Genomic DNA, 12,863 nt, shown 5'->3' with positions numbered 1-12,863 from the left:
CGCGACGGGGCGTCGCTTACCGTGTCGCCCGCGTGACAAAGTGGTGCCCGTCGCTCTGCGCGATGGTCCGCCAAACCTCGGGCGCCAGCGGCCAGACGGCGGCAGTCTGGGCCAGGTAGTCCTCGATGTTGTCGCTGCCCCAGAGGATGCGGTCGGGAGCCCAGCGCGCAAGTAGCCGGGCGAGTCGGGAGAGCTGGGCCACTGAGGAGCGCTCGTAGCTTCGCGTCCTCCGCGCGAAGGCCACCGCTGCCAGGTCGACCCAGCTTCGTTGGGCGAATGCCGGCCGTGCGGCCAAGGTGGTCAGGCGTTCGAAGGCTTCCTCCACCGAGGGATCGAAGCCCCCCGCTCCTCCGACGTGAGCGAAACAGACACGTAGCTCCGGGCACGCTTGGAGGGTGTCTGCGACGACGCAGTCGATCTGGGGCGCACCGAAGTGCGTTAGCTGGCCGTTGTACGCGTGCAGCAGCACGGGTAAGTCGAGCGCCTCGGCTCGGATCAGCACTGCACGCAGCGCCGTGCGGTGACTCGCCTCCTGCGGATCGACCAGCGAGTTCCAGAAGTGCAGTTTCAGCCCGCGTGCGCCAAGCTCACGCTGGCAACGCGCAGCCTCGTCGGCTGCCCACGGGCGCTTGGGGTTCACGCTGCAAAAAAGGATCAGGCGATCGGACCAGCCAGAGACCTCAGCGGCGGCGAAGTCGTTCTCTCTGCGCGTCGCTGCGAGCTCCTCCTTCGGCGGCAACGCGTTCGGGTAGACGTCGGCCGCAGCGAGGTACGCGCCGGAGATGACGATTGCGCGTTGAATGCCCTGGCGGTCAAGGCGCTCGACCAGTTGTGCCGCGGTGAATTCCGTGAACTCCGACCGGCCCAACCGCCCGTTGACCTGGCGCACCAGCTGCCTGCTGTAGACGTGCGTGTGCGCATCCAGTAGTGGCGTTGGCAGCTCCGGCGCCACTACGCGGGGCGCACCGCCGGGTGGCCGGAAGCAACGCACCGGCGCTGCACCCGCCTGCACTGCAGGGGTACGATCGCAAAGGGTTGCACGGCGCGGGCGGGGTCGAAGCGAGGGGCGACGACGGTAGAAGGCGGAGTCCGCGCGCGCTGTAGCGGGTTAACCTCCCGCAGTGCCTGAGAGGCGCGGCAAGGGCGACGACTTCGCCCTTGATCATGGGCGGTTGCTCTTGCTCGTCGCTGCCGGTACGACACCGCGTCCGCGCCAAACCAACGCTGGACGCCTCGCACGCCCTGCTGTAGACGACACTGGCCGCGCAGCGGCGTCGGGAGGTTGGCCATGCGCGTGGGACTCGCCGGTTACGCCGGCTCTGGAAAATCGACGGTGTTTTCGGCGTTGGCGCCCGGCGCTCGCAGCGACCGCGGCGGCGTCGCGCTCGGCAATATCAAGGTGCCCGACGTCCGCGTCGACCGCCTGGCCACGATCTTCTCGCCCAAGCGCAAGACCTACGGCGAGGTCACCTTCGTCGACGTCGGTGGCGAAGGGGGCCGCGCCGATACGGGGGCCTTCAGCCCTGACGTGCTGCAGCACATGCGCAACGTCGACGTCTTGGTGCACGTCGTCCGCGGCTTCGACAACCCCCTGGTTGCCCGCCCGGCCGATCCGGCGCGCGACGACGCCCTCTTCAGCGATGAGCTGGTGCTTCACGATCTGCAGGTGCTCGAGCGCCGCCAGGAGCGACTGCGCAAGGAGTCAAAGAAGGGTCCCGAGGTGGCGATCAACGAGCGCTGCGTGGCGCAGCTCGAAGCGGGCCAGCCCCTGCGCGCGCTGGGGCTCAGCGATGAGGAGGAGGCCACCTTCGTCGGTATCCAGCTCCTGTCGATCAAGCCATCGATCACCCTCTTCAGCCTGAGCGAAACCGCGTGGGGCGATCCGGCGCAGGCCAGCTTGCGAGAGCTTCAGGAGCGCGGTCCCTCCGCCCTCTCGCTCGGCCTCTGCGGCGCGATCGAGGCCGAGATCGCCGATTTGCCTGCAGAGGAGCAGCAGGAGTTTCTCGTCGGGCTCGGGTTGGGCGAGCCGGCGCGCAACGTCTTTATCCGCGCCGCCTACCGACTGCTCGACCTGATCTGCTTCCTCACCGCGGGTCCGGATGAATGCCGGGCCTGGCCGCTGCGGCGAGGCACCGTGGCCCGGCGCGCGGCCGGCAAGGTCCATAGCGACATCGAACGCGGCTTCATCCGCGCCGAGGTCTATCGTCTGGAGGACCTCGAGCGCCTCGGCACAGAAGCGGCCCTCAAGACCGCCGGCAAGATCCGATTGGAAGGCAAAGACTACGAGATCCAGGACGGCGACGTCGTGAACTACCGCTTCAACGTGTAAGGGCCGCCGGGGCATGCACGCCCCCTCGGGCGGCGCTGATTGGAGCGGCGCCCCCTTTCACTCAGCGCTGGAGCTTGGAATGGCGCCAGACACGAACACCAGACGCGAGCGCCAACCGCAGCCAAGCGATCGTCGCGGGCCAGGCCTTGGTTAGGGCGGCGGCGGCCGACCCGTCTGCCCTGCTGCTCGCGGCCCTCCTGTCGCTGGCAGCGGCGCAGGACGTCGCTGCAGCCGAGCCAAGCGCGAAGCGGACCGCTGAGGCCCGTGCCCAGCGGCACCTCGGTGCGCATTTCGCCCACCCCAAATACCTGAGCTCGGTCGATTGGCGCGAGGTGCACGCCGACCCTCGCTTCTTCGAGCGCGTCGGCGGGGCGGTGATCGCGCCGTGGCGCGGCGAGGGCATGGGCTTCGGCGCAGCGCTCAAGGCGCTGAACGCCGAGCGGCGGGCCAACGCGTTGCCCTGGCTCCATGCCTTCCAGGAAGGTCATCCGGAGACGGAGGGCATGCCGCGCTTGCGCCTCGGCCTGGCGGGTGGCGCAGCGGGTGCGTGGTCTGGCCTCAAGGTCGAGCTGCGCCTCGAGGACGAAGCGAAGGAAGCAGGCGCCTGGAGGGACATCAGCGCGCGCCTGCGGCCTGCGCCTCGCCGCCGCGCAGGAGGCACAGCCTTTGGTGGTGCCGAGTCGGACGCGTCGCCGGCACCCGCTTACCGGATGCTCGATGTGCCCGCGCTGGTGCGAACCCTCACTGCGGAGGTCGGCGAGCGGCGCTTCGGCATGCACCAGGTTCGCGTGAGCCACGGGCTGGGCGGTTCGCCTCGGAGCATAGCGGGCGCGATGACGCTCGTGATCGCGCCACAGCGGGCGCACGAGCTTCCCGCGGGCAAGCGCATCGCCATCCTCGAGACGCCGATCGCGGCGCTCAACCTCGAGGGCGCGCAGGGCGTCGGCGCGGGGAATCTCGAGACCTTGCGGCGGGTCGTGGCGGCGGCGCGCAGCGCCGGCTTTGACGGCGTGTCGACGCCACCGACGACGATGGTGAACCCGAGCGCGGCGAGCCCCTACGACACGCTGCACACCGGTCACGGCGACCCGCGAATGGTCGATCTCGGCGTGCTGGCGCGGCAGATCGGCTTCTCAGACCCGGTCTTCCAGGGATCCCTTGCCTCGCGGCGCACAAGGGCCCTTAGCGCTCGGCAGCTCAATCCCACGTTGATCTCGAGGCTGACGACGCAGGGGCTCGTTACTCTCTGGGGTTGGTTCAAGGCGCAGGCAGGCGCTGGCGGCGTCCCGGGGAAGGCCTGGGGCGCGTACCAGGCCTGGGTCGCCCAGCATCCAGCCCAACGCGACGCCGGCCTCGACCTGGGCCGCCGCCGCAAGCTGCGCGATCCGGAGCTCGCGCTCTTCACAGAGTGGGCCTATGCGGTGCAAGAGCTGGCAGTTCGCGAGGCCGCCGTCGATCCGCGCGCCGACGGCGCAGCCCCGATGGCCCTCGGTTGGATCAGGGACCAGCCCGTCGTCACCAATGGTCCTCAGGTTGAGCAATGGCCCGACGGCTACCTGCGCGGCATGCACGCAGGGGCGCCACCCGACGATACCTCGCCGAATCTGCCCCAGGACTGGGGCGGATCAATCCGAAATCCGCTGGCGATGATCCGCGATGGGCTGACGCGCTTCGCGGCGAGGCTGACGCGCTCGATGGCGAACGCCGGCGGGCTACGTCTCGACAACGCGTTCTGGATCCACGGGCTCTTCTCGCCGGCCTGGACTGCCGACGGCGCCTTTGACGCAGCGCGATCTGGCTACGTGGCCTACCCCTTCCCGGAGCTGATGGCGGTGATCACCCTCCTGAGTCGTCGCCATCACTGCCTGGTGATCGCCGAGAACCTCGGCACCCCACCCGCTGGCTTCGACGAGAAGAGAAGACAGGCGGGGCTCTACGGCTACGCGCTGGCCCGCTGGGCCTACGACTGGGACGCCTTCCGAGGGAGCGTCGTTCCACCCCTCGCGTCGCCGAGGTCCTACGAGTCGAGCGCGCTGGCGGCGTATTCCACCTGGGACATGCCGCCCGTCGGGGCGGTATGGAATGGCGCTGACCTCCGGCTGCTCCGCCGCCTGGGCAAGATCTCCGACGAGGAGGCGAGCCGCTGGCAAGCGCGCCTACCGCATTGGCGCTACGAGCTGCTCACCTGGCTGGAGCGCGCCGGCGAGCTTCCGGCGGGAATCGATCCGCAGAACCCCCCGTCGGGTGGCCACGGGCCGTGGACCTCGGAGCTCGACGCAGCGTATCGGCGGGCGCTCGCCAAGGCCTCCTCTCAGATGGTCGCCACGCCGCTGCTTGCCTGCCTGCCGCCAAACGATCCGGCCGATAGTGAGTCCAAGGGTATCTGGAACGTGCCGGGGCTCTCCGAGCACACACCACCCGAGGGCGACGGCGGCTTCCGCCCTTTCCGCGGCCGGACAGGGCCCATTTCGCGGCGCGATTTCGATCAACTCGTCCTGCGCCTCGGCACCGAGAGCGCGCGGCCAAAGGAAAGGCCGGCTCGCTGAGCCCCGGCCGGGTGGTCGCGGGCTGCTGACGACCACAGACGGGAGACGCCACGCACGCCGGCACCCGCTGGCGCGCACGACGGGCCTTCACCGGAGCGCTCACACGGCGACGGCAGGTGGGCGCGTTCGGCTTGCCGCACGCAACCGCCGCTGCCTCTGGTCGACAACCCGCGGCATGTCGAGGGCGGCCGATCGCCAGTCTCGCCCGCCGCTCGGCCGACCCGCCGCGCAAGCCCCAGCGCGCCGGGCCGCAAGCGCCCCGGGGGGCGGTTTCGGCCCGGCGAGCGCCCTGTTAGGATGCCGCGGCATGTCTGGCCATCGCCATCGCGCCGAAGCTCCCGTCGGCGACCCGCCCGAGGTCCTCGAGGGTGCGCTCGACCGCGTCGTTTACGCCAACGAAGAGACGGCCTGGAGCGTGGTGCGGATCACCGTCCTGCAGCAGCAGCGCACGGTCACCGCGGTGGGTAGCCTGCTCGGCGTGCAGCCGGGTGAAAACCTGCGCCTGCGCGGCTGGTGGGTCAACGACCGCAAGTACGGCGAGCAGTTCCGCGTCCACAGCTACCTGACGATCCAACCGGCGACGCTCGTCGGCATCGAGAAGTACCTCGCCTCGGGCCTCGTCCCGGGGCTCGGTCGCGGCATCGCGGCGCGCCTGGTGGAGCGCTTCCAGCTCGAGACCCTCAACGTGATCGAGAACCAGCCCGAGCGTCTGCGGGAGGTCGCGGGCATCGGACCCCTGCGCTCGCTGCGCATTCGCGAGGCCTGGCTTGAGCAACGCGCGATCAAGGAGGTGATGATCTTCCTGCAGACGCATGGGGTCTCCACCGCCTACGCCGTGCGGGTCTTCAAGCAGTACGGCGAGCGAGCGATCGCCGTCGTGCGCCAGAACCCCTACCAGCTCGCCTCGGACGTCGTCGGCATCGGCTTCAAGAGCACCGACAAGATCGCCGCCTCGCTCGGGATCCCGCGCGACTCACCCCAGCGGGCCGAGGCCGGGGTGCGCTACCTGCTCGGCGAGTTGGCGGACCAGGGCCATGTCTTCTTCCCGCACGAGCGGCTAGTCGCGGCCGCCACGCAGCTCCTCGAGCTCGACGTGCTGCCGGTCGAAGAGGCCATCGCCGCGCAGCTCGCCGCCGGCACCCTCGTGCGCGAGCCCCTCCCCGAGGACGACGCGATCTACCTCAAGGCCCTGCACGCCGCGGAGAGCGGAGCCGCGGCCCGACTGCTGGAGCTCGGCGAGGTCCCGCTGGCGCCCCTGGCGGGGGCCGCGCTGGCGATCGAGGGCTTCGAGCGGGAACGCGAGCTCGCTCTTGCCGAGCAGCAGCGCCAGGCCGTGGAGGAGGCCACCCGGCGCAAGGTGCTGGTGATCACCGGTGGCCCGGGTACCGGCAAGACCACGATCGTCAATGCGATCCTGCGCCTGCTCGTAGGGGACGGCGCCGTATCCTCCTCTGCGCCCCGACGGGCCGCGCCGCCAAGCGCCTCGCCGAGACCACGGACCAGGAGGCGCGCACGATTCACCGCCTGCTCGAGTTCTCGCCGCGCACGCAGCGCTTCGAGCGCGACGGCGAGCGTCCACTCGAGGTCGACACCCTGATCGTCGACGAGACCTCGATGATCGACATCGTGTTATTCCACGCGCTGGTGCAGGCGCTGCCGCCGGCGGCGCAGCTGATCCTCGTCGGCGACGTCGATCAGCTCCCCTCGGTCGGGCCGGGCAACGTGCTGCGCGACCTCATCGGCTCGGGTTGGGCCGGCGTCGTGCGCCTGACCGAGATCTTTCGCCAAGCGCAGCGCAGCCAGATCGTGGTCAACGCCCATCGCATCAACCACGGCGAGCTACCGCCGATGACGAGCGAGCAGGAGAGCGGAGAACTCAGCGACTTCTACTTCATCGAGCGGGGCGACCCAGACCAGATCCTCGCGACGATCAAGGACCTCGTCGGCGAGCGCATCCCGCGCCGCTTCAAGGTCGACCCGACCCTCGGCGTGCAGGTGCTGACGCCGATGCGAAAGGGGCTGCTCGGGGTGATCAACCTCAACGCCGAGCTACAGTCCCTGCTCAATCCCACGGGACCGGCGTTAGTCCGCGGTAGCCGCTTGCTGCGGATCGGCGACAAGGTGATGCAGCTCCGCAACAACTACGATCTCGACGTCTTCAACGGCGACATCGGCCGGGTCGCGTCGATCGACGAGGACGAGCAGCAGCTCACGGTCAGCTATGACGAGCGCCTGGTGCGCTACGAGCACGGCCAGCTCGACGAGCTCGTGCTGGCCTACGCTTGCTCGATCCACAAGGCCCAGGGCAGCGAATACCCCGTCGTCGTCATGCCGCTGCACACGCAGCACTATGCGATGCTTCAGCGCAACCTGGTCTACACCGGGCTGACCCGCGCTCGACGGCTGGTGGTCATCGTCGGCAGCCGCAAGGCGCTGGGAATCGCCGTCCGCAACGACCGCGTCGAGCAGCGTTGCAGCCGCCTCGGCGATCGCCTGCGCCGGGGCCGGGCGCGTCGTAGCGGCGGAGGCTGGCTTGGTGCGCCCGGGGTGACTCGAACACCCGACCTGCGGATTCGAAGTCCGACGCTCTATCCGACTGAGCTACGGGCGCAACGCACGCCGCAGTATCGGCGGCACGCCGCGCCAACGTCAAGACGCGCACGCGGCGATCCAGCGCCGCACCAGCTCGCTCGCGCGCGGGCCGCTACCCGCAACCCTCAAGCGCCGCGTGTGGTCGCCGGTGACCTCGATCGTCACCTGCAGATGGTCGGGCAGCCGGGCGCCGGCGAGGCGACCGAACCACTCGACCAGGCAGACGCAGGGACCGCCGAGGTAATCGAGGATGCCAATCTCCTGCATCTCGGCCTGGTCGTCGAGCCGATAGAGATCCACATGAACGATCGGCAAGCGGCCCGGGTACTCGTTGATCAAGGTGAAGGTCGGGCTCGCCACCCGGTAGCCCGGCGCGAGGCCCAGTCCAGCCGCCACACCGCCAACGAAGAGCGTCTTGCCAGCGCCCAGCTCGCCCTCGAGCCCGACGACGTCGCCCGGCTGGAGCAGCAGCCCGAGCCGGCGGCCGCAGGTGCGCGTGCGCCGCGCGGTGTTGCAAGCAATCGTGCCGACGTCGTGGTTCACGAACGACCTGAGGCGCGTCCCGCGCGGCGCCCTAGAGCTGCACCGGATCGAAGTGCACGAGGCGCGCGAACTCAGCACAACGCTGCAACAGGTCAGCGCGGCTCACCGAGCGAAAGCGGTCGACGCTGAAATCCTCGACGGCGAAGGAGGCCGTCGTGCTACCGAAGATCATCGCGCGCCGGATATTGGCCAGGCCGAGGTCGCCGGTGTGCGCCAGGTACGCCATGAAGCCGCCGGCAAAGCAGTCCCCTGCGCCCGTCGGGTCGACCACCTGCGCGAGCGGAAGGGCCGGCGCCCAGAAGGGCCCACCGTCGTCGAAGAGCAGCGCCCCGGCGTCGCCGCGCTTGATCACCACATGATCCACGCCGAGCAGGCGGATCGCCGCGGCCGCCTTGACGAGGTTATGCTGACCCGAGAGCAGGCGCGCCTCCTCATCGTTGAGGAAGAGCACCTGGGTGCGTTTCAGCACCTCCTTCAACGTCGTCACACAGGGCTCGTGCAGCCAGAAGTTCATCGTGTCGCAGCCGACCAGCGCCGGTCGCTGGACCTGCTGCAGCACCTCGAGCTGCAGCTGTGGAGCGATGTTGCCGAGGAATACGTAGCGCGAGTCGCGCCAAGGCGCGGGCAGTCGCGGATGGAAGTGCTCGAAGACGTTGAGCTGAGTATCGAGCGTCTCGCGGTCGACGAAGTTGGGGAGGTAGCGCCCGCGCCAGCGAAAGGTGCGTCCTGGCGTCCGCTGCAACCCCTCCAGGTCAACGCCGCGCTCGCGCAAGAGCGCCAGGTGTTCCGCGGGGAAGTCCTCCCCGACCACCGCCACCAGGCGCACGGGCGTAATCAGCGAGGCGACCATGGCAAAGAACGACGCCGAGCCGCCGAGCATCTCTTCGCGAGCATCGAGGGGGGTGGTGACCGAGTCGAGCGCCACGCTGCCGACGACGAGCAGGCTCATTTGGCAGGTCCTTCTGCCTGGGGGCGATTTTCGCTGGCGATGCTCTCGCCGAGGATAACGTCCAAGCGCGATCGACTGCGGGGGTCGAGGCCCTCCGGCGAGCTCACCACCGCCCGTCGTCCAGCCTCGGCATGCGGACAGGCGCCGCCGAGATCGACGGTGCGAATCGTCGCGGCGAGAATACCGCGCGCGCGCTGGACGTTGCCGGCCATGACAGCGAGGACGGCCTGCACCGAGACGTCCTCGTGGCCCTCATGCCAACAGTCATAGTCGGTGGCCATCGCCAAGGTCGCGTAGCAAATGCCGGCTTCGCGGGCCAGGCGCGCCTCGGGCAGGTTGGTCATGCCGATCACGTCCACGCCCCACTGCCGGTAGAGCCGGGACTCGGCGCGGGTCGAGAACTGGGGCCCCTCGATGCAAAGGTAGGTGCCACCGCGATGCACCACTGCCCCGCTCTGCTCGGCCGCCGCGGCCAACACCGCGGCGAGCCCGCCACAGATCGGATCCGCGAATTGAACGTGGCCGACGACGCCCTCGCCGAAGAAGCTGCCCGCGCGACCCTGCGTCCGATCGATGAACTGATCGACGATAACCAGCTCACCCGGCGCGATCTGCTCGCGCATGCTGCCGACGGCGCTGACAGAGACCAGCCAGCGCACGCCGAGCTGCTTGAAGCCGTGCACGTTGGCGCGGTAGTTGATCTCGCCCGGCAGCAAGCGATGGCCGCGGCCATGCCGTGGGAGGAAGACTGCCCGTCGCCCGGCGAGCTCGCCGACGACGTAGGCGTCCGAGGGCGCACCAAAGGGCGTCTCCAGCCGCAGCTCACGCGCCTGGGTGAGGCCCTCGATCTCGTAGAGACCGCTTCCACCGACCACGCCAATGGCTGGAGCCGACATTCGCACACTCCCCGTCTGTCGCGGTCTGTCGCGGTCTGTCGCGGCCTCGCACACGGCGTCCACCCGCCGCGCGGGTCTCTAGCATGCGGTTTCGCCGCCGGTCAACGCGTGGGGGCGACGGGCGTGGAGGCAGCAGGCGTGGGGGTGACACGCGTGCAGGGGCCCCCCGCGAAGAGCTGGGCCACGAAGAGCACGGGCGGCTGAGCCTCCCTGTCAATGGCCAGGCCGCTGCCGAGGGTCGTGACGTCCTCGGCGAGCAGGTTGGCGCGGTGGGCAGGGCTCTCGGCCAACGCGTGCAACAGCTCGTCTACAGCGTAGCCACGCGCGACGTTCTCGCGCAGCACGGCACAGGCCAGGCCAGCGCGGCGCAATCGCTCGACCGGCCCGCCAAAGCGCGGCGCCCGATGTCCGAGATAGCCCTGCGCTAGCATGTCCTCCGCGTGCCGGCGGGCCACGCCGGCCAGCGTCGCGTCGGGCTCGAGCGCCGCCCGACCCGATCGGCTGCGTAGCGTCGCCGTCAGCAGCGACAGCTCCGCCTCGAGTTGCTCCGCCGTCGATCCGGCGGGCCCAGTCGATAGCCCAGTCGATAGCCCAGTCGATGGCCCAGTCGATAGCCCAGTCGATGGCCCAGTCGATAGCCCAGTCGATGGCCCAGCCCCAAGCGTCGGCGCGCTCGGCGGCAATTCGAGCGTGGTGGGCGGCGCGGCGGCGCAATCGAGCGGGAAGTTCGCCAGCACCTCGTCGCCGTAGGGGCCCTCCCCGCTGATCTCGATCCGGTACCTTCCGCGCGCTTCGCAGGTGACCAGGGCATCGTAGCCGCCCTGGCGGACCTGCAGCGGCAGGCCGCGCACGCTCCCGTCTGGAAAGGTCACGGTCAACGCGAGGGCGGGACCGGGCTGGCGGCGCAGGAAGCGGAGGCGCAGGCGCTGCCCCAGTGCCGCCTGGCGCGGCACTGGCTCCAGTCGCACAGCGCTCTCCAAGAGCAGCGCGACGACGCGCCGGCGTTCGGGTCGAAGCAGCGATCGACAGACCGCGACGCCCGCCCGGGCGTAGCGCGTCCGCTTCAGCAGGCCGGCAAGGCGCTCTCGCAGCGCCTCCGCGGCATGCTCAGTCCCGGTAGCCAGCCAGTCGCCGACCACGACATCGGGCAACGGCTCGATCAATCCCCGCGTCCGCAGCGCGAACTCCAGCAGCCGGGGGGACGGCGGGCCTGCGCGCGGCAGTCCGCGGCAAACGTCGCGCGCGGCCTGAACCGCCTCGCGGTCGAGCCATGGCGACGGCACCTGCGCATCGCGCGCTGCGCGCCCGACTGCGGCGGCAAGGCGAAGGGCGACGCCCTGAGGTAGCCAGGGTGACGCCAGCCCGTAGTGGGTCGCCGGCGCGCCACCGGGTCGGAGCGAGACGCGCGACCTCGTGGCCGACGCGCCTGGCGACAGCCCTGGCGACAGCGCCGGGCGGGCGCCTGGGGAGAGGGGGCGCGAGGAGGCGCAGGCCGTCAACCCAACGCTGGCCACGGCCAGCGCAGCGCCGCGCCGCAAGGCTCGCCTGCGCCGCTCCTGCGCGCTAACGCCAGGGCGCAGAACGGGCTGCGCATCCGCCGCCGCCGCTGAGAGCGCCACGGGAGCTGCTACTTCTGCGCCGGCCTGTGTTGCTTCTGCTTCGTCGTGCTGAGCGCGGCCTTCGCCGCTGCGGCAGGGGCTGGAGGCGTGGCCGTGGCGGCGACGGTGGCACCGGTCGCGTCGCCGAAAACCAGCTCACCGAAGCGGTCGACCTTATGGAAGTCGCCGACCAGCGGGGGCGACCATCCGACCGCAAGCTGCGCCTTCCCCTTCGGGGCATCAAGCCGGAAGAAGTTGATCCGCCAGCGGTCGCCGAGGGAGGGGGGTGTGCCCAGGCCCACCACGCCCTCCTTGCCGCGCACGTCGCGCCACGGCAAGAAGAGCTCCACCGTCCAGCTACGGTCCACGTCGTCCCGCCGGTCTAGCGTGCCGTCGACCTGCACTGCGGCCTCGATCGCCGAGTTCCACGCATTGTCGTTCTCGCGGTAGTCGGACAGGTAGCTGTCGAAGATCGCGCCGGCTGGGTTGACCTGCAGCTCGATGTAGTCGCGCCCGTCCCCGTCGGCGTCGAGGAAGATCTCGACGGCCTCCTGGGTCCAGAGCTTGTCGTCGCGCTGCTTCAGGGTGGTCCAGATGTCGCTGTCGGCGTTCTCGAAGGCGACATAGAGCCCGCGCGCGTCCCAAAGCATCCGGGCGGTCGTCCTCACCTCGCCGGCCGCGCCGGTCAAGGTATCGACGAAGGCGCCGGTGGGCGCGGCCGCGCGCCAGCTCGCCTCGTCGAGCTTGCCATCGATCTTCAGCGCGCCCGTGGCCTGTCGCGCGATCAGACGCACCAACGCTGGGCGCTCCTGACGGGTCGTCGGGCCGGCAGCGACGGGGATCGAAGCGGCGAGCACGCGACTCTTATCGTCCTGCGGGCCCTTGATCCGCATCCGCAGGCTCTCGCGCCAGAGCCCCGTGAAGACCTCGAGTCGGGTCGCCGGCCACCCTGCGGGCAGCGAGACGGTGTGCTCGTCGCGAATCACGTCGCCGGCCTTCCACATGCTCGCCGGATACCGACCACCGATCGCCCGGTGGTCGGCGTTGATGAACTGCTTCAGGCTGGGGTCGGTGAGATGCGTAAAGGTCTCCCAGCCCGGCACCGGTTGCTTGACTCGCCAGTAGTGCGTCAGCGTGAAGGGCTTGCCGGCGATGATCGGCTGCGGGCTGACATCGAGCCCGAGGTAGATCACCTTGCCCTCGAGGTCGGCGTTCACCGGAAACTGCGGTTTGGGATCGCTCTTGAGCAACTGCTTGCCGATCGCCGCCCAGTCGGTGGCGGTCGGGCGATCGGGCTCTTGCTCGACACACGCGAGCACGCCCACCAGACCGACACAGGCGAGCAGCGCGCGCCTCGTCCCTATCTGCAACATTCGACCCCTCCTCCTCGCTTCACGCCCCTGTGGGATC

General features: G+C 70.0%; 8 protein-coding genes, 1 tRNA gene and 1 pseudogene. 3 read left to right on the top strand and 7 right to left on the bottom strand.

Annotation, left to right across the window (positions count from 1 at the left end):
• Window positions 1-16: 16 nt before the first annotated feature.
• The gene (locus IPL40_04685) at window positions 17-991 is read right to left on the bottom strand and encodes an amidohydrolase (GenBank protein MBK8480456.1); all 975 of its coding nucleotides are present in this window, start codon (window positions 989-991) and stop codon (window positions 17-19) included.
• Between the two features lie 297 nt (window positions 992-1,288).
• Between IPL40_04685 and ychF the strand changes: the two genes are divergently transcribed.
• The 3 genes and pseudogenes from ychF (at window position 1,289) to IPL40_04670 (ending at window position 7,374) form a co-directional block, all read left to right on the top strand.
• A complete protein-coding gene (ychF, locus tag IPL40_04680) occupies window positions 1,289-2,329 on the top strand; it encodes a redox-regulated ATPase YchF (GenBank protein MBK8480455.1) in 1,041 nt (346 codons plus the stop codon).
• A 74-nt stretch (window positions 2,330-2,403) separates the two neighbouring features.
• Window positions 2,404-4,875: a 4-alpha-glucanotransferase gene (locus IPL40_04675; GenBank protein ID MBK8480454.1), complete on the top strand. Its 2,472-nt coding sequence runs from the start codon at window positions 2,404-2,406 to the stop codon at window positions 4,873-4,875.
• 307 nt (window positions 4,876-5,182) lie between these two features.
• Window positions 5,183-7,374: pseudogene (locus tag IPL40_04670) on the top strand (ATP-dependent RecD-like DNA helicase).
• 35 nt (window positions 7,375-7,409) lie between these two features.
• Here IPL40_04670 and IPL40_04665 read toward each other — a convergent pair.
• The 6 genes from IPL40_04665 to IPL40_04640 form a co-directional block, all read right to left on the bottom strand.
• Window positions 7,410-7,486: transfer RNA gene (locus IPL40_04665), tRNA-Arg, on the bottom strand.
• 38 nt (window positions 7,487-7,524) lie between these two features.
• The gene (gene tsaE / locus IPL40_04660; protein ID MBK8480453.1) at window positions 7,525-8,010 is read right to left on the bottom strand and encodes a tRNA (adenosine(37)-N6)-threonylcarbamoyltransferase complex ATPase subunit type 1 TsaE; all 486 of its coding nucleotides are present in this window, start codon (window positions 8,008-8,010) and stop codon (window positions 7,525-7,527) included.
• A 31-nt stretch (window positions 8,011-8,041) separates the two neighbouring features.
• Complete coding sequence (locus IPL40_04655) at window positions 8,042-8,959, bottom strand: sugar kinase (protein MBK8480452.1); 918 nt, start codon at window positions 8,957-8,959, stop codon at window positions 8,042-8,044.
• Window positions 8,956-9,855 (bottom strand): S-methyl-5'-thioadenosine phosphorylase, encoded by a 900-nt coding sequence (mtnP, locus tag IPL40_04650; protein ID MBK8480451.1) that lies wholly within the window; start codon window positions 9,853-9,855, stop codon window positions 8,956-8,958. The genes IPL40_04655 and mtnP overlap by 4 nt, the downstream gene beginning before the upstream one ends.
• 101 nt (window positions 9,856-9,956) lie before the next feature.
• On the bottom strand, window positions 9,957-11,138 hold the full coding sequence (locus tag IPL40_04645) for a hypothetical protein (GenBank protein ID MBK8480450.1): 1,182 nt from the start codon (window positions 11,136-11,138) through the stop codon (window positions 9,957-9,959).
• 344 nt (window positions 11,139-11,482) lie between these two features.
• A complete protein-coding gene (locus tag IPL40_04640; protein ID MBK8480449.1) occupies window positions 11,483-12,826 on the bottom strand; it encodes a carbohydrate-binding family 9-like protein in 1,344 nt (447 codons plus the stop codon).
• Window positions 12,827-12,863 lie beyond the last annotated feature (37 nt).

It is taken from the genome of Pseudomonadota bacterium (assembly GCA_016711215.1).
Taxonomy (GTDB): Bacteria; Myxococcota_A; Polyangia.
This window is presented reverse-complemented; position numbering and strand designations above follow the sequence as displayed.